This window comes from Pantoea sp. M_9, from assembly GCF_008631385.1.
In the GTDB taxonomy this organism is placed as follows: Bacteria; Pseudomonadota; Gammaproteobacteria; order Enterobacterales; family Enterobacteriaceae; genus Pantoea; species Pantoea eucrina.
This window is the reverse complement of the sequence record NZ_VWUF01000005.1, coordinates 15,427-38,031: the sequence shown is the minus strand read 5'-3', so window position 1 is coordinate 38,031 and position 22,605 is coordinate 15,427. Positions and strand designations below refer to the sequence as shown.

General features: G+C 55.4%; 21 protein-coding genes. All 21 read right to left on the bottom strand.

The genetic code is table 11. The features are described 5' to 3' along the window. Window positions 1–101: 101 nt before the first annotated feature. A complete protein-coding gene (gene phoU / locus F3I15_RS10020) occupies window positions 102–836 on the bottom strand; it encodes a phosphate signaling complex protein PhoU (RefSeq protein WP_071668257.1) in 735 nt (244 codons plus the stop codon). A gap of 14 nt (window positions 837–850) precedes the next feature. Continuing rightward, the gene (gene pstB / locus F3I15_RS10015) at window positions 851–1,624 is read right to left on the bottom strand and encodes a phosphate ABC transporter ATP-binding protein PstB (RefSeq protein WP_039381453.1); all 774 of its coding nucleotides are present in this window, start codon (window positions 1,622–1,624) and stop codon (window positions 851–853) included. A 44-nt stretch (window positions 1,625–1,668) separates the two neighbouring features. Further along, window positions 1,669–2,556 (bottom strand): phosphate ABC transporter permease PstA, encoded by an 888-nt coding sequence (pstA, locus tag F3I15_RS10010; RefSeq protein ID WP_150017788.1) that lies wholly within the window; start codon window positions 2,554–2,556, stop codon window positions 1,669–1,671. Next, window positions 2,553–3,515 carry a phosphate ABC transporter permease PstC gene (gene pstC / locus F3I15_RS10005; protein WP_039381448.1) on the bottom strand — a complete coding sequence of 321 codons (963 nt, stop codon included), beginning with the start codon at window positions 3,513–3,515 and terminating at the stop codon, window positions 2,553–2,555. Before pstC ends, pstA begins: the two co-directional genes overlap by 4 nt. 85 nt (window positions 3,516–3,600) lie before the next feature. Next, on the bottom strand, window positions 3,601–4,644 hold the full coding sequence (pstS, locus tag F3I15_RS10000) for a phosphate ABC transporter substrate-binding protein PstS (RefSeq protein WP_039381445.1): 1,044 nt from the start codon (window positions 4,642–4,644) through the stop codon (window positions 3,601–3,603). A gap of 172 nt (window positions 4,645–4,816) precedes the next feature. Continuing rightward, window positions 4,817–6,646, bottom strand: a complete 1,830-nt coding sequence (gene glmS, locus F3I15_RS09995) for a glutamine--fructose-6-phosphate transaminase (isomerizing) (RefSeq protein WP_150017786.1) — start codon at window positions 6,644–6,646, stop codon at window positions 4,817–4,819. 144 nt (window positions 6,647–6,790) lie between these two features. After that, window positions 6,791–8,161 carry a bifunctional UDP-N-acetylglucosamine diphosphorylase/glucosamine-1-phosphate N-acetyltransferase GlmU gene (gene glmU, locus F3I15_RS09990; protein ID WP_150017784.1) on the bottom strand — a complete coding sequence of 457 codons (1,371 nt, stop codon included), beginning with the start codon at window positions 8,159–8,161 and terminating at the stop codon, window positions 6,791–6,793. 417 nt (window positions 8,162–8,578) lie between these two features. Beyond that, a complete protein-coding gene (locus F3I15_RS09985) occupies window positions 8,579–8,998 on the bottom strand; it encodes a F0F1 ATP synthase subunit epsilon (protein WP_039381436.1) in 420 nt (139 codons plus the stop codon). A gap of 24 nt (window positions 8,999–9,022) precedes the next feature. Beyond that, window positions 9,023–10,420, bottom strand: a complete 1,398-nt coding sequence (gene atpD, locus F3I15_RS09980) for a F0F1 ATP synthase subunit beta (RefSeq protein WP_039381434.1) — start codon at window positions 10,418–10,420, stop codon at window positions 9,023–9,025. Between the two features lie 63 nt (window positions 10,421–10,483). Further along, window positions 10,484–11,350 carry a F0F1 ATP synthase subunit gamma gene (gene atpG, locus F3I15_RS09975; RefSeq protein ID WP_039381430.1) on the bottom strand — a complete coding sequence of 289 codons (867 nt, stop codon included), beginning with the start codon at window positions 11,348–11,350 and terminating at the stop codon, window positions 10,484–10,486. Window positions 11,351–11,402: 52 nt separating this feature from the next. Continuing rightward, window positions 11,403–12,944, bottom strand: a complete 1,542-nt coding sequence (atpA, locus tag F3I15_RS09970; protein WP_039381427.1) for a F0F1 ATP synthase subunit alpha — start codon at window positions 12,942–12,944, stop codon at window positions 11,403–11,405. Between the two features lie 14 nt (window positions 12,945–12,958). After that, complete coding sequence (gene atpH, locus F3I15_RS09965; protein ID WP_039381423.1) at window positions 12,959–13,492, bottom strand: F0F1 ATP synthase subunit delta; 534 nt, start codon at window positions 13,490–13,492, stop codon at window positions 12,959–12,961. Window positions 13,493–13,506: 14 nt separating this feature from the next. After that, window positions 13,507–13,977: a F0F1 ATP synthase subunit B gene (gene atpF / locus F3I15_RS09960; protein ID WP_039381418.1), complete on the bottom strand. Its 471-nt coding sequence runs from the start codon at window positions 13,975–13,977 to the stop codon at window positions 13,507–13,509. A 108-nt stretch (window positions 13,978–14,085) separates the two neighbouring features. Further along, a complete protein-coding gene (gene atpE, locus F3I15_RS09955; protein WP_003849523.1) occupies window positions 14,086–14,325 on the bottom strand; it encodes a F0F1 ATP synthase subunit C in 240 nt (79 codons plus the stop codon). A gap of 48 nt (window positions 14,326–14,373) precedes the next feature. Next, entirely contained in the window at window positions 14,374–15,192 is an 819-nt protein-coding gene (gene atpB, locus F3I15_RS09950; protein WP_039381416.1) for a F0F1 ATP synthase subunit A, read from the bottom strand. 8 nt (window positions 15,193–15,200) lie between these two features. Then, a complete protein-coding gene (gene atpI / locus F3I15_RS09945) occupies window positions 15,201–15,581 on the bottom strand; it encodes a F0F1 ATP synthase subunit I (RefSeq protein ID WP_039381414.1) in 381 nt (126 codons plus the stop codon). A 712-nt stretch (window positions 15,582–16,293) separates the two neighbouring features. Beyond that, a complete protein-coding gene (gene rsmG, locus F3I15_RS09940; RefSeq protein WP_065647899.1) occupies window positions 16,294–16,911 on the bottom strand; it encodes a 16S rRNA (guanine(527)-N(7))-methyltransferase RsmG in 618 nt (205 codons plus the stop codon). A 48-nt stretch (window positions 16,912–16,959) separates the two neighbouring features. Beyond that, the gene (gene mnmG / locus F3I15_RS09935) at window positions 16,960–18,849 is read right to left on the bottom strand and encodes a tRNA uridine-5-carboxymethylaminomethyl(34) synthesis enzyme MnmG (protein ID WP_150017782.1); all 1,890 of its coding nucleotides are present in this window, start codon (window positions 18,847–18,849) and stop codon (window positions 16,960–16,962) included. Window positions 18,850–19,288: 439 nt separating this feature from the next. Next, window positions 19,289–19,729 carry an FMN-binding protein MioC gene (mioC, locus tag F3I15_RS09930; RefSeq protein ID WP_039381406.1) on the bottom strand — a complete coding sequence of 147 codons (441 nt, stop codon included), beginning with the start codon at window positions 19,727–19,729 and terminating at the stop codon, window positions 19,289–19,291. A gap of 153 nt (window positions 19,730–19,882) precedes the next feature. Next, on the bottom strand, window positions 19,883–20,344 hold the full coding sequence (gene asnC, locus F3I15_RS09925) for a transcriptional regulator AsnC (RefSeq protein WP_039381403.1): 462 nt from the start codon (window positions 20,342–20,344) through the stop codon (window positions 19,883–19,885). Window positions 20,345–20,448: 104 nt separating this feature from the next. Further along, window positions 20,449–22,587 carry a 5-histidylcysteine sulfoxide synthase gene (gene ovoA, locus F3I15_RS09920; RefSeq protein ID WP_223810704.1) on the bottom strand — a complete coding sequence of 713 codons (2,139 nt, stop codon included), beginning with the start codon at window positions 22,585–22,587 and terminating at the stop codon, window positions 20,449–20,451. Between the last annotated feature and the right edge of the window lie 18 nt (window positions 22,588–22,605).

Here is a 22,605-nt window from a genome sequence, read left to right as displayed (position 1 = left end):
GAGCACCTGGCGAAAAAAAGTGCGCCAAGTATAAAGAGCGGGCGGCGGAGTGACTAATCAGAAATGGTAATGGCTGCCGCACAGGCAGCCGGAGGAGAGGGTCAGGTAGGGCGATTGCTGCCGTCGTCGCCGGAGAGCAGTTCATCCAGCCGGTCGCCGCCAACGTGACGGAAATCCTGCCCCTTAACAAAATAGAAGATAATTTCGCAGATATTCTGACAGCGATCGCCGATACGCTCGATCGCGCGCGCGCAGAACAGGGCGGTCAGCACGCTGGGGATCGTGCGCGGATCTTCCATCATGTAGGTCATCAGCTGGCGCACGATGCCTTCATACTCTTTATCCACTTTTTTATCTTCACGGTAGATGGTGATGGCAGCGCTGAGATCCATGCGCGCAAACGCATCCAGCACGTCATGCAGCATCTGCACCGTGTGATGACCCAGCGACTCCAGGCTGACCAGCAGCGGCAGATGCTGCTGACCAAACTTCTCCAGCGCGGTGCGGCTGATTTTTTCCGCCACGTCACCAATACGCTCTAGTTCAGAGATCGCTTTGATAATGGCCATGACCAGTCGCAGGTCGCTGGCGGTAGGCTGACGCTTGGCGATAATACGCACGCACGCCTCATCAATCTCTACCTCCATCATATTGACCTTCTGGTCGCCTTCAATCACCCGGCGTGCCAGCTCCGCATCCTGATTATGCATGGCGGTAATGGCGTCGGTGAGCTGCTGCTCCACCATGCCGCCCATGATCATCACCTGCGTGCGAATATGCTCCAGCTCGGCATTAAACTGACCGGAGATATGTTTATTAAGATTTAAATTATCCATGAGTCTCTCCTGAATCAGCCGTAACGACCGGTGATGTAATCTTCAGTCTGCTTCTGCGCGGGTTTGGTAAACAGCGTATCGGTGTCGCTGAACTCAATCAGCTCGCCAAGATACATAAACGCCGTATGATCGGAGCAGCGGGCGGCCTGCTGCATGTTGTGCGTCACAATCACCACGGTGTAATCCTGCTTGAGCTCGGTGATCAGCTCCTCAATGCGGCCGGTGGAGATCGGGTCCAGCGCCGAGCAGGGCTCATCCAGCAGCAGCACTTCCGGCCGGATAGCGATACCGCGCGCGATGCAGAGACGCTGCTGCTGCCCGCCGGAAAGACTGTAACCGCTCTGATGAAGCTTGTCTTTGGTTTCGTTCCACAGCGCGGCTTTAGTCAGCGCCCACTGCACGCGCTCATCCATATCCGCGCGCGACAGCTTCTCAAACAGGCGCACGCCGAAGGCGATATTGTCGTAAATTGACATCGGAAACGGCGTTGGCTTCTGAAAGACCATGCCGACGCGCGCGCGCAGCAGGGCGATATCCTGGTGCGACGCGAGAATATTATCGCCATCCAGCAGGATCTCACCTTCTGCGCGCTGCTCCGGGTAGAGTGAATACATTTTATTAAACGTGCGCAGCAGCGTGGATTTCCCGCAGCCCGACGGACCGATAAACGCGGTGACCTGATTGCGGGCAATATCCAGGTTGATATCTTTCAGCGCGTGGAACTTACCATAATGAAAGTTCAGATTACGCACCTGGATTTTACCGGCAGAAGGGGTTGCCATACTCATTGCTCATCTCTCTTATGCAGCGCCGCCAGAGCCGCGCCGGAAAATTAGTGTTTGCCTTTGGCGAAAATCATGCGGGCAACAATGTTCAGCAGCAGCACGCACAGCGTAATGATCAGCACGCCAGCCCACGCCAGGCTCTGCCATTCGGCAAACGGGCTCATAGCGAACTTGAAAATGGTGACCGGCAGGTTGGCCACCGGCTGCATCATGTCAGTGCTCCAGAACTGGTTAGAGAGCGCGGTAAACAGCAGCGGAGCGGTTTCACCTGCGATACGCGCAATCGCCAGCAGTACGCCGGTAATGATGCCGGAGACAGACGCTTTCAGCGTGATGGCTGAGATCATCTTCCACTTTGGTGTGCCCAGCGCGTATGCCGCTTCGCGCATGCTGTCCGGCACCAGCCGCAGCATATTCTCGGTGGTACGGATCACAATCGGGATCTGCAGCAGCGCCAGCGCCGCAACGCCTGCCCAGCCGGAGAAGTGCTGCATCTGTGATACCACAATGGTGTAGACAAATAGTCCGACCACGATAGAGGGCGCGGAGAGCAGAATGTCGTTAATAAAGCGGATCACCTCTGCCAGCCAGTTTTTACGGCCATACTCCGCCAGCCAGATCCCGGCCATAATGCCCAGCGGCGTCCCGAAAAAGGTGGACCAGAAAATCAGCAGGCCGCTGCCCGCCAGCGCATTTGCCAGCCCGCCGCCGGCGGTGTTGGGCGGCGGTGTTGATTCGGTAAACAGCGACCAGCTCAGCCCATCGACACCTTTAGTCACCGTGGTGAACAGGATCCAGATCAGCCAGAAGAGGCCAAACGCCATGGTCAGCAGCGACAGCGTCAGGGCGATTTTATTTTTTGTACTGCGCCACGCCTGCATTTTGCGGCGCGACGCTTCCAGCTCAGTACGGCTCTGCATTTCAATTGCGGTCATGAACGGGCCCCTTCACTTTTTGCCAGCCGCAGGATCATCAGCTTCGAGATCGCCAGGACGATAAAGGTGATCACAAACAGGATCAGGCCCAGCTCCATCAGCGCAGCGACATGCACGCCCGATTCCGCTTCAGCAAACTCGTTAGCCAGCGCTGAGGTGATACTGTTGCCGGGCATAAACAGCGAAGCGCTGTCGAGCTGGTAGGTGTTACCGATAATAAAGGTCACCGCCATGGTCTCTCCCAGCGCCCGCCCCAGTCCCAGCATCACGCCGCCGATGACGCCGTTTTTGGTAAACGGCAGCACGATACGCCAGATCACCTCCCAGGTCGTGCAGCCGATGCCATACGCGGACTCTTTCATCATCACCGGCGTCTGTTCAAAGACGTCGCGCATTACCGAGGCGATATAAGGAATGATCATAATCGCCAGGATGACGCCTGCGGCCAGGATACCGATACCAAACGCCGGGCCAGAGAACAGCGTGCCGACGATGGGAATGTTAGCGAGGACGTTGCCAACCGGCGTCTGAAAATATTCGGCAAACAGCGGCGCGAAGATAAACAGGCCCCACATGCCATAAACAATGCTCGGGATGGCCGCCAGCAGTTCAATGGCGGTGCCCAGCGGACGACGCAGCCAGCCGGGTGCCAGCTCGGTCAGAAACAGTGCGATTCCGAAGCTTACCGGTACCGCGATGATTAATGCGATCAGTGAGGTCACCAGCGTGCCGTAAATCGGCACCAGAGCGCCAAACTCTTCGTTTGGTGCATCCCAGGTTTTGGTCCAGAGAAAGGCGAAGCCAAACTTCTGAATGCTGGGCCAGGAGGAGACGATCAGGGAGACAATAATGCCACCCAGCAGCAGCAGGACAATCAGCGCAGAGAGTTTAACCAGCGCGCCAAAAATCATGTCGCCTTGCTTACCCGGTGCTTTGAATGCCGGCTTGGTAGCAGCCATAAAATTCTCGGTTCTCAGAGGATATGCAGGGCGACCAGGCGGCCGCCCCCGGGATACTCAGCCAGTAGCCGAGCCTGACAATGGCTTACTGCCAGAGCGCTTTGCCGCTGCTGTCTTTGATATTCGCTTTCCATGCCGCACGGATCTGCGTCACCACGCTCTCCGGCAGCGCCGCGTAATCCAGCGCCGTTGCAGTTTTGCTGCCGCCTTTATAGGCCCAGTCAAAGAACTTCAGCACTTCCGCGCCCTTCTCCGCATTAGCCTGATCTTTGTAAATCAGGATAAAAGTGGTGGAGGCGATCGGCCACGCGTCGTCACCTTTCTGGAACGTCAGGTCCTGAGCAAACGAGCTGCTCCAGTCAGCGCCTTTGGCGGCGTTGGCAAAGCTGCTTTCACTCGGCGCCACCGGTTTGCCATCCGCATCCAGCAGTTTGGTGTAGGTCAGGTTGTTCTGTTTCGCGTAGGCGTATTCGACATAGCCAATTGAACCCGGCAGACGCTGCACGAAAGCGGCCACGCCATCGTTGCCTTTACCGCCAAGACCGGTTGGCCAGTTAACGGTGTTGCCTTTGCCTATTTTGCTTGCCCAGTCCGTGTTCACTTTGGTCAGATAGCTGGTAAACACAAAGGAGGTACCGGAGCCGTCGGCGCGGCGCACGACGTTGATATTGGTGTCAGGCAGTTTCAGGTTCGGGTTCAGCTTAGCGATCGCCGGATCGTTCCATTTTTTAATGGTGCCGAGATAGATGTCACCCACGGTTTTGCCATCGAGCGTCAGCTCGCCCGACTTCACACCCGGAATGTTCACGGCCAGCACCACGCCACCGATAACGGTCGGGAACTGGAACAGGCCATTTTTCTGCAGATCTTCCTCTTTCATCGGCGCATCAGAAGCACCGAAATCCACGGTTTTTGCGATGATCTGCTTTACGCCACCCGAAGAGCCGATCCCCTGATAGTTGATTTTGCTACCGGTGGCCTGCTGATACTCTGCTGCCCACTTGGCATAAACCGGGGCCGGGAAGGTCCCGCCAGCGCCGGTCAGATCGGTGGCGGCAAACGCAGAAACTGCGCTGACGGCGAAAGTGGCGGCGAGGATTCGGGCTACGGTGCTACGCATCAGTGTCATGTTCCCTCCGGGGGAGTATAAATCAGGCTTAACGCCGTTTTAGTTGGAGTCAGTGATTGCTGCTGGAGGGAAAATAGGACAGTTTGATGACAGTGAAATGTACGAAATATGACAGTTTTATGACGAAGATAAAAACCGGGCGGGCCCGTTGCAGGCCCGCCCGGCTTAGCGATTACTCAACGGTAACCGATTTTGCCAGGTTACGTGGCTGGTCCACGTCGGTGCCTTTGATCAGCGCCACATGATAAGAGAGCATCTGCAGCGGCACGGTGTAGAAGATAGGGGCAATCACGTCCTCGACATGCGGCAGTGAGATAATTTTCATCCCTTCACTGTCGCTGAAGCCCGCATCGCCATCGGCGAAGACATAGAGCAGGCCGCCGCGTGCGCGCACTTCTTCGATGTTGGATTTCAGCTTTTCCAGCAGCTCATTGTTAGGTGCGACCACGATCACCGGCATATCGGCATCGATCAGCGCCAGCGGGCCATGCTTCAGCTCACCGGCCGCGTAGGCTTCGGCATGAATATAGGAGATCTCTTTGAGCTTGAGCGCGCCTTCCATGGCGATCGGGTATTGATCCCCGCGGCCAAGAAACAGCGCATGATGCTTGTCAGAGAAATCTTCTGCCAGGCTCTCGATGATCTTATCCTGCGCCAGCATCTGCTCAATACGGCTAGGCAGCGCCTGCAGCGCATGCACAATCTCATGCTCCGTTTCCGGCTTCATGCCGTGCAGACGACCCAGTTTTGCCACCAGCATCAGCAGTACCGTCAGCTGCGTGGTAAAGGCTTTGGTGGAAGCCACGCCAATTTCCGTGCCCGCTTTGGTCATCAGCGCCAGATCGGATTCGCGCACCAGCGAAGAGCCGGCGACGTTACAGATAGCCAGTGAGCCAAGATAACCCAGCTCTTTGGAGAGGCGCAGCGCCGCCAGCGTATCGGCGGTTTCACCCGACTGCGACAGGGTGATCAGCAGGCTGTTTTTGCGTACTGCGGATTTGCGGTAGCGGAATTCAGAGGCGATCTCAACGTCACACGGGATGTTTGCCAGTGATTCAAACCAGTAGCGCGATACCATACCGGAGTTGTAGGAGGTGCCGCAGGCGATGATCTGGATATGCTCTACTTTGCTCAGCAGCGACTCTGCATGCTCACCCAGTTCGCGCAGATCGACAATCCCGTCGTGGAAGCGGCCCGCCAGCGTATTTTTGATAGCGTTGGGCTGCTCGTAGATCTCTTTCTGCATATAGTGGCGATAGATACCTTTATCGCCCGCGTCATACTGCGCGTTTGATTCGATCTCCGCGCGCTGCACCTGATGGCCTTCGCGATCGATGATAGTGACTTCACGGCGGGTAACCTCGGCAATATCCCCCTCTTCCAGGTAGATAAAGCGGCGGGTAACCGGCAGCAGCGCCAGCTGATCGGATGCGATAAAGTTCTCGCCCACGCCACGGCCAATCACCAGCGGGCTGCCGGAGCGCGCGGCCACCAGCACCGACGGATCGCGGCTGTCCATGATGACCATGCCGTAAGCACCGCGCAGCTGAGGGATCACGCGCAGGATCACCTCACGCAGCGTGCCGCCCTGCTTCTGCTCCCAGTGCACCAGATGCGCTACCACTTCGGTGTCCGTCTCGGAGGCAAAATGGTAGCCACGTTCAATCATTTGCGCGCGCAGCGGCTCATGATTTTCGATAATGCCGTTATGCACCACGATGATCTGCTCTGAGACGTGCGGATGCGCATTTGCCTCTGAAGGTTCACCGTGCGTAGCCCAGCGGGTGTGGGCAATACCGGTACCGCCAATCAGCGGCTGCTGATCTGCGGCCTCCGCCAGATTAGCCACTTTGCCAACGCGACGCAGACGCGTCACGTGCCCCTGACGATCGACGACAGCCAGACCGGCTGAGTCATAACCGCGATACTCCAGACGACGCAGACCTTCCAGCAGGATCTCTGCAATGTCACGCTGCGCTACTGCTCCAACAATTCCACACATATTCGTTTCCTGACTTCATGGCTTTCGGCCATTGCGTTGTCATCTGACCTGATTTCCGGCTGCGCCGGTTCCCCGAGCCTTGTAGAGAGTGGGGATATCGTTATGGCACTGCTAAACGGGCCGATCTTTGCCGGTCCTTAAAATTTATTTTTTCTTCACCGGGCGCTGCCAGCCCGCTTTCTGCTGCTGTTCTTTGCGGTTGTAGACCAGATCGGCGGCGGTGACATCTTTCATTACCGTGGTACCGGCGGCGATAGTGGCGCCAGCCGCAACGGTGACCGGTGCTACCAGCTGCGTATCCGATCCCACAAATACGTTATCGCCAATGATGGTTTTAAATTTGTTAGCGCCATCGTAGTTGCAGGTAATGGTGCCGGCGCCGATGTTAACGCCCGCGCCGATTTCCGCATCACCCAGGTAGGAGAGATGACCCGCTTTGGAACCTTTGCCAAGCGTGGCCTTTTTCATTTCCACAAAATTGCCGACGTGCGCCTGTTCAGCCAGTTCGCTGCCGGGACGCAGCCGGGCAAACGGGCCGACCGTGCAGGCGGCGGCCAGCGTCGCATCTTCAATGACAGAATAAGGGCTGATCTCACAGTCATCGCCCAGAACGCTGTTTTTGATCACGCAGCCGGCGCCAATTTTTACCCGGTTGCCCAGCGTGACATCGCCTTCAATGATGACGCCGATATCAATTTCCACGTCGCGCCCGTGTGCCAGCGTACCGCGCAGGTCAAAACGCGCCGGATCGCGCAGCATCACGCCCGCCAGCAGCAGTTTTTCCGCCTGCTCCTGCTGAAAAGTGCGCTCCAGCGTAGCCAGCTGCAGACGATTATTTACGCCTTCCGTTTCACTGATACGCGCCGGATGAACGGTATTGATCACGCGGCCTTCCTGATGCGCCATCGCGATGATATCGGTGATATAGAACTCACCCTGGGCGTTGTTGTTATCGAGCTGTGCCAGCCAGCGCCGGAGATCGCCGCCGTTGGCTATCAGAATACCGGTGTTGATCTCCTGAATAGCCAGCTGCTCAGCAGACGCATCTTTCTGCTCAACAATGCCGGTTACAGTCATGTTTTCGCGCACGATGCGGCCGTAGCCGGTGGGGTTATCCAGCACCACGGTCAGCAGCCCGATACCGCCTTCGGGCTTCGCCGCGCGCAGCTGCTGCAGCGTTGCCTGCGAGATAAGCGGCACATCGCCATACAGCATCAGAATATCTTCGTCATCGGCAAAGAAGGGCGCCGCCTGCTGCATGGCGTGCCCGGTACCGAGCTGTTCCGCCTGCAGCACCCAGTTCAGGGCGTTATGCGCCAGCTTCTGCTGCAGCAGTTCACCCCCGTGACCATAAACCAAGTGAACCTGTCGGGCCCCAAGCCCGGTGGCGGCATCTATAACATGCTGCACCATGGGTTTACCTGCCAGGGTGTGCAGAACTTTAGGCAGATCGGAATACATACGGGTGCCTTTGCCAGCGGCCAGGATCACCACACTCATCGCGCTTACAGACATAATTTTCCAGACTCAATTTAACTTTCGAAAGTGTAAGGTTTACCCCTGAGATTACTACATTTTTCTCATGGCGAAATTAGCGGAAGAGGATGAGCGGCGGAAAGTGGCCAGCACGGGTCGCCGGGGAAGGCATAAGATAAGGGCGTTGTGCCATTTTCGGGCGCCATAAATGGCACCCCTGTGGGGTGCTTGTGCGGTTTTGGACAGCGTGTGTATTTATGCGCACCGGCATCTGATCGCCATAAATGGCTTCATACATGGCCATCCGTAGGGTGCGCATTTATGCGCACCGGCATCTGATTGCCATAAATGGTTTCATACATGGCCATTCACAGGGTGCGCACTTATGCGCACCGGCAGCAGGCAAAAAAAATGCCAGCCCCGGAGGGCTGGCATTTCATGACGCATAAAGCCTGATTACATCGCTTTTTTGGTCAGCTCGATAACACGCAGTTTCGCGATAGCTTTCGCCAGCTCTGCAGAGGCCTGAGCATAGTCCACGTCGCCGTGGCTGCTGTTCATGTGCTCTTCTGCTTTACGTTTCGCTTCCAGCGCGCGCGCTTCGTCAAGGTCTTCACCACGAATCGCGGTGTCGGCCAGAACGGTCGTGCTGCCCGGCTGTACTTCCAGCACGCCGCCGGAGAGGTAGATATACTCCTCGTCGCCGTGCTGCTTCACGATGCGAATCATGCCAGGCTTGATGGCGGTCAGCAGCGGGGCGTGGCCCGGGTGGATACCCAGCTCACCTTCGCTACCTGACACCTGGATACGCTGTACCAGACCGGAGAACATCTGCTGCTCCGCGCTGACCACGTCCAGATGATAAGTCATAGCCATACCATTCCTCCCGGGAAACCGTTATTACAGTTTCTTCGCTTTTTCTACAGCTTCTTCGATAGCGCCGACCATGTAGAACGCCTGCTCTGGCAGGTGGTCGAATTCGCCTTCCATGATGCCTTTGAAACCACGAATGGTATCTTTCAGCGTCACGTATTTGCCCGGAGAACCGGTGAAGACTTCAGCAACAAAGAATGGCTGAGACAGGAAGCGCTGGATCTTACGCGCACGTGCCACCAGCAGTTTATCTTCTTCAGACAGCTCGTCCATACCGAGGATGGCGATGATGTCTTTCAGCTCCTGGTAACGCTGCAGCAGTGACTGTACGCCACGTGCGACGTCATAGTGCTCCTGACCCACGATCAGTGGATCCAGCTGACGGCTGGTAGAATCCAGCGGGTCAACGGCCGGGTAGATACCCAGAGAGGCGATCTGACGGCTCAGCGTAACGGTTGAGTCTAAGTGAGCAAAGGTGGTTGCCGGAGACGGGTCAGTCAGGTCATCCGCAGGAACATAAACGGCCTGTACGGAGGTGATTGAACCGGTCTTAGTAGAGGTAATACGCTCCTGCAGCACACCCATCTCTTCAGCCAGCGTTGGCTGATAACCTACCGCAGATGGCATACGACCCAGCAGTGCAGATACTTCAGTACCTGCCAGGGTGTAACGGTAGATGTTGTCGATGAACAGCAGAACGTCACGGCCTTCATCACGGAATTTTTCCGCCATGGTCAGACCGGTCAGTGCTACGCGCAGACGGTTACCCGGCGGCTCGTTCATCTGGCCATACACCAGCGCTACTTTATCGATAACGTTGGAGTCAGTCATTTCGTGGTAGAAGTCGTTACCCTCACGAGTACGCTCACCCACACCAGCAAAGACCGAATAACCTGAGTGCTCAGCCGCGATGTTACGGATCAGCTCCATCATGTTTACGGTTTTACCTACGCCCGCACCACCGAACAGACCGACTTTACCGCCCTTAGCGAACGGACACATCAGGTCGATAACCTTGATACCGGTTTCCAGCAGTTCCTGCGAGTTTGACTGTTCTTCATAAGAAGGCGCGGCGCGGTGAATAGAGGAGACCTCTACTGCGCTGCCATCTTCTTCTGTCAGGTCGCCTTTCATGTCGATAGGCTCGCCCAGCACGTTCATGATACGGCCAAGGGTCGCTTTACCAACCGGAACCTGAATAGGTTTTTTCAGATCGATTACTTCCAGACCGCGCTTCAGGCCGTCAGAAGAACCCATGGCGATAGTACGTACTACGCCACCACCCAGCTGCTGCTGAACTTCCAGCACCAGACGAGTATCACCATTCTTAACCTCGAGAGCGCTGTATACCTGTGGTACCGCGTCCTGAGGGAATTCGACGTCAACTACGGCGCCGATAATCTGGACAATCTTTCCAGCTGCCATCTTGAATCCTCTACCTAATACGAGAATATCCGGCCGCGATCGGGCGACAGGATATATGCCTGGTTAAACCGCGGAGGCTCCCGAGACGATCTCGGTAAGTTCCTGGGTGATGCTGGCCTGACGAGCTTTGTTGTAGACCAACTGCAGCTCTTTGATCAGGTTTCCGCCGTTATCGGTTGCGGCTTTCATCGCTACCATACGCGCGGCCTGCTCACTGGCCAGGTTTTCCACCACACCCTGATAAACCTGCGATTCGACATAACGACGCAGCAGCGTATCGAGCAGCGCCTTCGGATCGGGTTCGTACAGGTAATCCCAGGTCTTCGCCTTCATCTCTTCTTCACCTTCCGCTGGCGGTAACGGCAGCAGTTGGGTAATGGTCGGAGTCTGAGACATGGTGTTGTTAAACTTGTTGCTGACGATATACAGCTTGTCGATACGGCCTTCATCGTAGGCCTGCAGCATGACTTTTACCGGACCGATCAGATCGGACAGCGCAGGCTTATCGCCCATGCCGGTAACCTGAGCCACGACGTTGCCACCGACGGAGCCGAAGAATGAAACGCCTTTTGAACCGACAATCGCCAGATCGCTCTGAACGCCTTTGTCTGCCCAGCCTTTCATTTCAGCCAGCAATTTTTTGAACAGGTTAATGTTCAAACCACCACAAAGCCCGCGGTCAGTCGAAACGACCAGGTAGCCGACGCGCTTAACGTCGCGCTCATCCAGGTAAGGGTGCTTGTATTCCAGATTACCCAGTGCAAGGTGACCAATCACTTTGCGCATGGTATCTGCATACGGACGGCTGGCCGCCATGCGTTCCTGCGTTTTACGCATTTTGGAGGCGGCGACCATTTCCATCGCTTTGGTGATCTTCTGCGTGTTTTTTACGCTTCCGATCTTGGTACGTATTTCTTTTGCGCCGGCCATTAGCTTCTCCTCAAAGCCTTGCGGCCTGTCTTTTCAGACAAGCCGCCAGACATTACCAGGACTGGGTTGCTTTAAACGTTTCGAGCAGGCCTTTCAGCTTCGCTTCGATATCGTTGTTGTAGTTACCCGCCTGGTTGATTTCAGCCATCAGCTCAGCGTGTTCGCGATCGGCGTACGCCAGCAGAGCGGCTTCGAAGCTGCCGATTTTCGCCAGTTCAACGTCGTTCAGGAAGCCGCGCTCAGCAGCAAACAGCACCAGACCCTGCTGCGCAACGGACATTGGCGCATACTGTTTCTGTTTCAGCAGCTCGGTCACTTTCTGACCGTGGCTCAGCTGTTTACGCGTTGCATCATCCAGATCGGAAGCGAACTGAGAGAACGCTGCCAGTTCACGATACTGTGCCAGCGCGGTACGAATACCACCGGACAGTTTCTTGATGATCTTGGTCTGTGCAGCACCACCAACACGGGATACGGAGATACCCGGGTTAACGGCTGGACGGATACCGGAGTTGAACAGGTTCGACTCCAGGAAGATCTGACCATCAGTGATCGAGATAACGTTGGTCGGAACGAACGCAGAAACGTCACCAGCCTGGGTTTCAATGATTGGCAGCGCGGTCAGAGAACCGGTCTGGCCTTTCACAGCACCGTTGGTGAAACGCTCAACGTAGTCAGCGCTTACGCGTGATGCACGCTCCAGCAGACGAGAGTGGAGATAGAACACGTCGCCCGGGAATGCTTCACGGCCTGGTGGGCGGCGCAGCAGCAGGGAGATCTGACGGTAAGCGATAGCCTGCTTAGAGAGGTCATCGTAAACGATCAGCGCATCTTCACCGCGGTCGCGGAAGTATTCGCCCATGGCACAGCCAGCGTATGGAGACAGGTACTGCAGCGCAGCAGACTCCGATGCAGAAGCCACAACCACGATGGTGTTAGCCAGCGCGCCGTGCTCTTCCAGCTTGCGAACCACGTTAGAGATGGTTGACGCTTTCTGACCAATCGCAACGTAGACACACTTGATGCCTGAATCACGCTGGTTGATGATGGCGTCGATAGCCATTGCAGTCTTACCGGTCTGACGGTCACCGATGATCAGCTCACGCTGGCCACGGCCGATTGGAATCATCGCATCGACAGATTTGTAACCAGTCTGAACAGGCTGGTCAACAGACTGACGATCGATAACGCCTGGTGCAATCATTTCAACCGGCGAGAAGCCGTCGTTGTCGATTGCGCCTTTACCGTCGATAGGTGCACCCAGGGTGTTCACCACGCGACCCAGCAGGCCACGGCCAACCGGTACTTCCAGAATACGACCGGTGCACTTAACCTTCATGCCTTCGGCAAGGTCAGCGTACGGGCCCATAACGACCGCACCAACCGAGTCGCGCTCGAGGTTCAGTGCGATAGCGTAACGGTTGCCCGGCAGGGCAATCATTTCACCCTGCATAACATCGGCCAGGCCGTGTACGCGGATGATACCGTCACTTACAGAAACAATAGTACCTTCGTTGTGAGCTTCACTCACGACATTGAACTGAGCAATGCGCTGCTTGATCAGTTCGCTGATTTCGGTGGAATTCAGTTGCATATGCTCCAGTCCCCTTAAGACTGCAAGACGTCTGCCAGACGGTCAAGACGGCCGCGCACGCTGCCATCAATCACCAGGTCACCCGCACGGATAACCACACCTGCCAATACAGACTTATCAATTTTGCAATTCAGCTTAACTTTGCGTGACAGACGTTTTTCCATCGCGGTGCTGATTTTGGTCAGCTGGCTGTCACTCAGCGCACTGGCGGAGATTACATCAACTTCGGCTGTCGCTTCATAAGCGTCACGCAGTTGAATAAATTGCTCCAGTACGTCTGGAAGCGCTGTCAAACGTCCGTTCTCCGCCATTACCTTGATCAGGTTCTGAGCGTGTTCATCAAGTTGATCACCACAGACTGCATTGAAAGAGGCAGATAGCGCTTCAGGTGCTAAGGCACCGGAAAGTACTTCTGCCATCTGTTCGTTGCGAGCCACTTCTGCGGCAAACGCCAGCATGGTCTGCCAGCGTTCGATACTTTGATGCTCAACAGCAAAGTCAAAAGCTGCTTTGGCGTAGGGGCGAGCTACAGTAATCAGATCAGACATCAGCCCCTCCCTCCTTACAGTTCAGCGACCAGTTTATCAACGATGTCGCTGTTAGCAGCTTCATCCACGGAACGTTCGATGATTTTCTCGGCGCCAGCTAATGCCAGCAACGCGACCTGTTTACGCAGCTCTTCACGTGCACGTGAGCGCTCGGCTTCAATTTCTGCCTGCGCCTGAGTGACGATGCGGTTACGTTCAGTTTCAGCTTCAGTTTTGGCTTCGTCCAGAATCTGGGCACGGCGTTTGTTCGCCTGCTCGATAATGACCTGAGCTTCTTCCTTCGCTTTTTTCAGCTGGTCGGTCGCATTGGCCTGCGCGAGATCCAAATCTTTCTTCGCGCGTTCAGCAGAAGCAAGGCCTTCAGCAATTTCTTTCTGGCGCTTTTCGATGGCAGCCATGATCGGTGGCCATACGTACTTCATGCAGAACGCGACAAACAGGATGAACGCGATGGCCTGGCCGAGGATTGTTGCGTTAATGTTCACAGCACAATGCCTCTTATTAAGTTAACGTGCTCTGCCGCTATCATTGATAAACGGCAGAATCTGTTCCTCATCACACCAGGTGCCATGAGTGAACAATGGCTACAGGCTTTAGGCGACAGCAAACATCACGTAGAGACCCAGACCAACAGCGATCATCGGGATTGCATCCACCAGACCCATTACAACAAAGAACTGCGTACGCAGCAGAGGGATCAGATCCGGCTGACGCGCTGCGCCTTCCAGGAATTTACCTCCGAGGATGCCGATACCGATCGCAGCACCGATTGCCGCCAGACCCATCATCACAGCGGCAGCCATGTACAGCAGATCCATATTCAGGTTTTCCATGACAGTCTCCAGTTTGTTTCAGTTATGCTTAAGTTGTTGAGAAAAAAATCAATGTTCTTCAGATGCCATCGACAGATAGACAATCGTGAGGACCATGAAAATGAAAGCCTGCAGCGAAATAATCAGGATGTGGAAAATGGCCCATGGCACATTCAGCACCCACTGCGACCACCACGGCAGCAGACCGGCAATCAGGATAAAGATCAGCTCACCCGCATACATGTTGCCGAACAGTCGCAGACCGAGTGAAACCGGTTTTGACAGCAGGCTGACACCTTCAAGAATCAGGTTGATGGGGATGAAGATCGGGTGATTAAAAGGCTGCAGAGTCAGCTCTTTAGCAAAGCCGCCTACCCCTTTCATTTTGATGCTGTAGAACAGAATCAAAATAAATACGCCCAGCGCCATAGATAGCGTGATGTTCACGTCTGCTGACGGCACGACGCGCAGCGCCGGCAGGCCCAGATAGTGCTCACCGATAAACGGCAGCAAATCAATAGGCAGCAGATCCATGAAGTTCATCAGGAAGACCCAGACAAAAATTGTCAGAGCCAGCGGGGCGATAACTTTACTTTTACCGTGGTACATGTCGCGAACGTTGCTATCAACAAAGCCGACAACCAGCTCGATAGCCGCCTGCATTTTCCCTGGCACGCCGCTGGTGACGCTTTTCGCCACGCTGCGGAACAGCACAAGGAACAATACTCCCAGTGCAACAGAGAAAAACATGGAGTCCAGGTTTAACGTCCAGAATGTTGCTGGCGCGTCGTGTGCATTCACCAGCTCGAAAGTACGCAGGTCCATCTGAAGATGCGTCAGATGATGTCCTATGTATTCCTGCGGCGTTGAGATTTCTCCTGCGGCCATGATGCCTCTTACCCTTTGTTGTTAATTACAGCCGGTGCGACGATTTGCACCACCAGCACCGATAACCAGGTGATTGCGAGTGGCCAGAAGACCGCTCCGAACCCACCCAACGCCACAGCGAGAAAAATAACGGTGGCGAACACCTTAAGAACTTCACCCAGGGCGAAACTCCAGGCGACACGCCCTTTAGCCGGTGTTTGATCCTGCAGACGCCAGGCTAAAAACGTGAACAGTATGTTTGGCAGCCAGGCTGCCACACCACCCGCGATAGCAGAGGCGCCCCAGGTGACGTCTTTCAGAGCAAACAGCGCACCGATTACGACAAACGTCACCAGCTGGACAACCAGAACGGCTCGGGCTAATTTCACACTGTAAAGAGACACTGACATGACGCTTAACTCTCCTGCCCCGAACGGGGTATGTCGCGTGTCGTATAAGACTGCCTTTGCCGTTTTGAGTCAAGCAGCAAAAGCCGTGCAAATTATACGGGCCGCACCTGCGATTTCAATCGCTAAGTAGCGAAAAGGTGAACAATTATTTAAATTTCTTTCTGAAGGGCTATTTTTCCAAAGATTCATAACCCGGAGAGCCGTCAGCGACGTTGCCGTTTTCTGGCTCAAGCGAGATATAAAGCGTGCTGCAGATCACATAATAAACAACCAGACGCTGAAAAATTTATCAGAATGCATAATCCGCATTAATAATCAGGGTGTTTTAAACTTTTAAAATCATAGCCTTATAAATTTAAATCTGCTTCAGCTCACTCTTTTCCGATAAAAACATCCGGTTGACACTGCGGACAGAATTAAAATTGAAATAATAATATTACGCCCGCCGATTTATTGCCGTGTCATATTTCCCTGCGTGATAATCGAAAGCAGAAAACAGCCGTTATCATGTGACATTAGTGGCAATAAAATGTGAATTAATCGTTAAATGTAACAACGCTTTTCGGATAATTACGGCGAAGGATGTTAACGCCTTTCCCCTCCCCTGCCGAATAAACGCGTGTGTCACCATGCGTTCAACCGCTGTTTTTTTATTCAGCCCTGACGGTGGTGCGGCTGCCAGAAGCTGAATAAAACCCTGCTTTTTGCAGGCTTATTGCTGCGAAATCACCACAAGATGACGCTCGCCTTCCAGTTCCGGAACGCGTAAGGCTTCAATTTTTTCTACACTAAAGCCTGCTGGCAGCGAAGCGATCTCCTCATCCGGACGCACGCCTTTCAGGGCATAAAAGCGTCCATGCGTTCCGGGCAATGCGCGGCACCAGGTGAGCATATCTTCCAGTGAGGCAAATGCCCGGCTGATGACGCCATCAAACGGTGGATCTGCCGGGAACTCTTCAACCCGGCTCTGTACCGGAGTAATGTTAGTGAGTCCTAACTCATGCTGTACCTGGCGCAGAAAGCGAACCCGCTTACCCAGGCTGTCCAGCAGCGTAAAATGCGCCTGCGGACGGACAATGGCCAGAGGAATACCCGGCAGTCCTGGCCCGGTTCCCACATCAATAAAGCGTTCCCCCTGCAGATGCGGCTCTACCACCACGCTGTCGAGGATATGGCGTACCAGCATTTGCTGCGGATCGCGCACTGAGGTCAGGTTATACGCTTTATTCCACTTATGCAGCAGCTCCACATAGCCAACCAGCTGCTGTTTTTGTTGATCGGAGAGCGAAATATTTGCTGCGTCAAGCAGCCGGGAGAGTTTGTTAATCACAGCGAGGTTTCCGTTAACAGGGGCAGCCGAAGCTGCCCCGGTGGTCAGTCAGGCGCTTTTACGCAGCAGACCCTGTTTTTTGAGATAGATCAGCAGAATTGAGATCGCAGCTGGCGTGATGCCGGAAATACGCGATGCCTGACCAATAGAGGTCGGCTTATGGTCGTTGAGCTTGGCGATCACTTCATTTGACAGGCCATTGACCTGACGGTAATCGAGATCCACAGGCAGCAGCGTGTTCTCATTGCGCAGCTGGCGGTCTATCTCCTCCTGCTGACGCGCAATGTAACCCTCATATTTAACCTGAATTTCAACCTGCTCGGCTGCCTGTTCGTCAGGCAGTGCCGGACCATAGTCCGCCAGCGTCATCAGTCGGGCATAGGTCATCTCCGGACGACGCAGCAGATCCTCTGCGCTGGCTTCTTTCGTCAGCGGTGCGCTGATGATGCTGTTTACGTCAGTCACATTTTCTGACTTCGGATGCACCCACAGGCTGCGCAGACGCTGGCGCTCCTGCTCAATCGCTTCCAGCTTCTGGTTATAGCGCGCCCAGCGCGCATCATCCACCAGTCCCAGCTCGCGGCCCGTTTCAGTCAGACGCAGATCGGCATTATCTTCGCGCAGCATCAGACGATACTCGGCGCGGGAGGTAAACATGCGGTATGGCTCTTTGGTACCCAGCGTGCAAAGGTCGTCGACTAGCACGCCGAGATAAGCCTGATCGCGGCGCGGTGCCCAGCCCTCTTTGTCCGCAGACTGCCGTGCAGCGTTAAGGCCAGCCAGCAGACCCTGGGCTGCAGCTTCTTCATAACCGGTGGTGCCGTTGATCTGGCCGGCAAAGAAGAGACCGTGGATAAACTTGCTCTCCAGCGTGGGTTTCAGATCGCGCGGATCGAAGAAATCGTACTCGATAGCATAGCCCGGGCGCACAATGGTGGCGTTCTCCAGCCCTTTCATTGAACGGACAATCTGCATCTGTACATCAAAAGGCAGACTGGTTGAAATTCCGTTCGGGTAGATTTCATTGCTGGTCAGCCCTTCCGGCTCCAGAAAGATCTGGTGGGCGTTGCGATCGGCAAAGCGCATCACTTTATCTTCGATAGACGGGCAGTAACGCGGACCAATCCCCTCAATGACGCCCGCATACATCGGGCTGCGATCGAGATTATTACGGATCACATCATGCGTCTGTTCGTTGGTATAGGTGATCCAGCAGGGAACCTGCTGCGGATGCTGTGCCACGCTGCCCATAAACGAGAACACCGGCATCGGCGTATCACCGTGCTGTGGCGTCAGTACAGAGAAATCGATCGAACGCGCATCAATACGCGGTGGCGTACCGGTCTTGAGACGGTTGACGCGCAGCGGCAGCGCCCGCAGCCGTTTTGCCAGCGGGACAGAAGGCGGATCGCCGGCGCGTCCACCGCTGTAATTATCAAGACCGATATGAATTTTGCCATCGAGGAAGGTGCCAACGGTCAGCACCACGCTTTTAGCCCGGAATTTCAGCCCCATCTGCGTGACGGCACCTACCACCCGATCGTTTTCGACGATCAGATCGTCAACCGCCTGCTGGAAGATCATCAGGTTGGGCTGGTTCTCCAGCGCGGTGCGTACCGCCTGGCGGTACAGTACACGGTCTGCCTGAGCACGCGTAGCGCGCACTGCCGGACCTTTGCTGGCGTTTAGTATCCTAAACTGGATACCTGCCTGATCGATTGCCGTGGCCATCAGGCCGCCGAGGGCGTCCACTTCCTTTACCAGGTGTCCTTTCCCGATACCACCGATTGCCGGATTGCAGGACATCTGTCCCAGCGTGTCGATGTTATGCGTGAGTAACAGCGTCTGCTGACCCATTCGGGCGGCCGCCATAGCGGCTTCGGTACCCGCATGACCACCACCGATTACGATGACGTCAAAAGGATCTGGATAAAACATGAAGTGGGTCCTCGTTAAAGTTCAGACAGGGATCGTTGCCCTGGGCGGTGGATTCTACTGAAATTATGGTTCAGGCGAAAGCGGCGGATCCTGCGTGTTTATAGAAAGGATCTTTACTCTTTTATATGATCTTCTTGTTAGATCTCTTATTAGGATCGCCAGTTTCTGTGGATAACGTGGCAAACCCGTTATTTTACATTAGCCTGGGAAGGATCGTTTGTTGTGAAAGATCGGTGATCCTGATCCAGATAAGCTGGGATCAACTTTGCTGGTTATCCACAGATGAAAAAATCATCAGCGGTTATTCCTGGGATAACTACCGGTTATACGCATGATTCAGGCTGGTTTATCCACAGGAGATTGGAAGGATCCGGAAGAAATACAGTGTAATCGTCTGGGGATCGTGACTATTTCCCGATCCCCTGCCGGTTACGATCCGTCAGATCTGCTCAATCCAGCCAGCGACCCAGGCTTCAGCGGCATCTTCCGGTATTTCATGCTCAAGCATGTCGATTTCCAGCCGTTCCCCGATGCGCGTTGCGCCCAGCGCGATCAGCTGAGCCTCCAGGGTTTTGATTGCGCCACAGAAAAGATCGTATTCGCGGTTGCCGATGCCTGCTGCGCCAAAGCGCACGGCGGAAAGATCGGGCTTTTCAGTCTGCAGCGCCTCATAAAAGGGCAGCAGATTGTCCGGCAATTCACCGGCGCCGTGTGTGGACGTTACCACCAGCCAGATACCCGAATCAGGCACCTCATCAAGCGCCGGGCCGTGCAGTACGCTGGTTTTGAAGCCCGCATCCTGCAGCTTCTCTTCTAAATGTTCTGCGACATATTCGGCACTGCCAAGGGTACTGCCGGTGATTAAGGTAATATCAGCCATGATCGTCTCCCGCACTAAAGGCAGGCATTGTACGCTGTGATCAAGCCGTGATCCACCTGTGGAAAACAGGGTTAATAACAGAAAGCATCCGCCGACAAACCGGATACCGCACCGGATCCCTGCTGCATAACGTTATGCACAGGCTGGTGCGGTTCAGGGCTTGATGGTACGCATGATCGGGTTTTGCAGCGAGATCAGCGTCTCAGTGGACTGGATCTCATCAATAGTCTGGATCTTGTTGATCAGCACCTGCTGCAGCGCATCGATAGATCGGCACATGACCTTAATAAAGATGCTGTAGTGACCGGTGGTATACCAGGCTTCAACCACCTCATCCAGCGCCTCAAGCTTGCTGAGCGCTGCCGGATAGTCGCGTGCGCTCTTCAGAATGATGCCAATAAAGCAGCAAACATCGAATCCCAGCTGGCGTGGATCGATTTCCACGCGCGTACCGAGAATAATGCCGGCCTGACGCATTTTCTCAACGCGAACATGAATCGTGCCGGGGCTGACATTGAACTGCTTTGCCAGCTCTGCGTAAGCCGTGCGGGCGTTCTCCAGCAGCGCATTGAGTATGCCGCGGTCGAGATTATCCAGTTGCAGATGTTCTGCCATCATCCTTCCTCTTAAATTCGTCTTCGCTGAACAGAGGTGAATGTGCAGGAATTTAGCGGGGCAGGCAAGATGCAGACTGCGGGCATGCCGCAGTCTGCACGCTTTTAGCGCTTACGCCAGAGCGTAAGCTGCGCCTGGGTGTGCTGAAACTTGCGTGCGGTTTCGCGGATCACGAAGGGAACATCCTGCGGCGGCGCGATTTCATCAAACTCGTCGCGCAGAAGCCGCTGCAGTGCCTGGCAGGTGGTCAGCGCTTCGCCGTTTTCGCGGATACCGCCCAGCCAGTTCTCTTTCGGCGTGAACTCCTCAAGCCAGGTGTAAGGTGAAGAGATCGCCAGCACGCCGCCCTGACGGATCATCGGTGCGATATCCTGCAGGAAACGCTTTGGCTGACGCAGACGATCGATCAGATTGGCGGCCAGCACCAGATCGTACCGATCCGGCTGCGGCTTCAGGTTACAGGCGTCACCCTGAACGAATTGGATCCGCTCCGCCTGCTGCCGGTCAGTGCCGATCTCCTTCAGGCGCACCTGGCGATACGCCACCAGCTCGCCCTCCTCCGGTACTACATAGCGGAAATCCTCACCGGAGGTGAGCTGCAGCGCCACGTCGATAAAGCGTGCGGAGTAGTCCATGCCGGTAACGGCAGCAAAGTGACGCGCCAGAGCAAAGCTGGCGCGACCGGTGGCACAGCCGATATCCAGCGCATGCCCGCGCTGATGGCAGTGCGGCAGCACCAGCTCAATCAGTTTTTCGGCATAATTTTCCACGCCGTAGTAGCCAGGCCCGTACTGGAAATCGAGATACTGCGACACCATGCCGTCGGTTTCATACGGGTTAAGCTGCATACTCTCCTGATGCGCCGACACCACGTAACGGAAGCCGGCATGCTGGAAAAAGTGGCGGCGAAACGCGTAGCGCGACGATTTTAACGCCTCATTACCGGTTGAGATCCAGCTGCCGCCTTTGATGATGGCATGCTTGCCGTCAAAGGTCGGCGTGGAAAAATCGTCATACAGCGGATGGACGCGAAATCCTTCAAAGCCATTGATGGGCGTGGTGGTCCACTGCCAGACGTTCCCCACCAGATCAAAGAACGCGCCCTGGGAAAAATGATCCACCGGACAGGAGGAGGCCCAGTACGCGAGGTTGATATTACCGGGCGCCTGCTCCCAGTCTGGCTGATCGCCGCTGACCTGTTCGCGCAGCAGCATATATTCCGCCTCACACGGCAGCTGAATTGTCTTACCGCTTTTGTCTGCCAGCCAGCGGCAGAAGGCGGCCGCTTCCAGCTGATTAACTTCAGCCGGCCAGTCCCACGGCATCGGGACTTCCTGCGTCATCAGGCGCAGGCGCAGCGCGTCAGGTTGGGCGATATCACCGACCCAGAAGGTAGGCATCTGCGCTCCGGCAAACGTGCGCCAGCCCTCTCCCTCTTCATCCCACCAGCGCGCCGTCTGATAGCCACCGGCCGCGACAAACTGATAAAACTCCGCGTTGCTGACCAGCATTTTGCTGGCCTGAAAGGGTCCGAGCTCGGTTTTCTGATGGCCATACTCATTGTCCCAGCCATAAGTCTCATCCGTTTTTCCCTGCAGCACCGATCCACCCGCCAGCGCAATCAGACTGTTTTCCGGCACCGCGGCGCGATCGTGACGCGCCAGCGGGCAGGCAGGCCAGGCGGGCTGCGGCTGCACCCACTCCAGCGGCAGCTGGCGGATCAGCACGCTGGAGGTTTCCAGATGGATGCGCTCATGCTCAATGCCCATCAGGATCACCCAGGCCGGACTCTCCCAGCCGATCGGCAGCTCAAGCGGCATCGTACGGATAAAATCAGTCACCAGCGCTTTCACTTTGCCGCGGTAGTCGCGCACTTCTGCCACACCGGGCCAGTCGTAGTGGGCGTCATTAAGATCGTCCCAGCTCATCTCATCCACACCAATCGCCATCATCGCCTCAATGCGCGCGTCAACACGCCGATCGAGATAGCGTCCCGCCATCAGCTTGTTGATATAGAAAGATGCGGTATGGCCAAAATAGAAAATCAGCGGATGGCGCAGCGAAATCGCTTTATTAAACCAGGCACGCTCATCGCTCAGGCAGTCGAACAGGCTTTCATACAGCGTCCAGGTCTGGGTGAAATAGGCGAGCAGTTCGGCACGTTTCTCTTCAGCGGTGCCACCGGAAAGGCGCAGGGTGCGGGTCGGAGCAGGCAGCTGGCAGGGCAGATCGGCAATTGTCACAGTGAACTCCATAAAGCT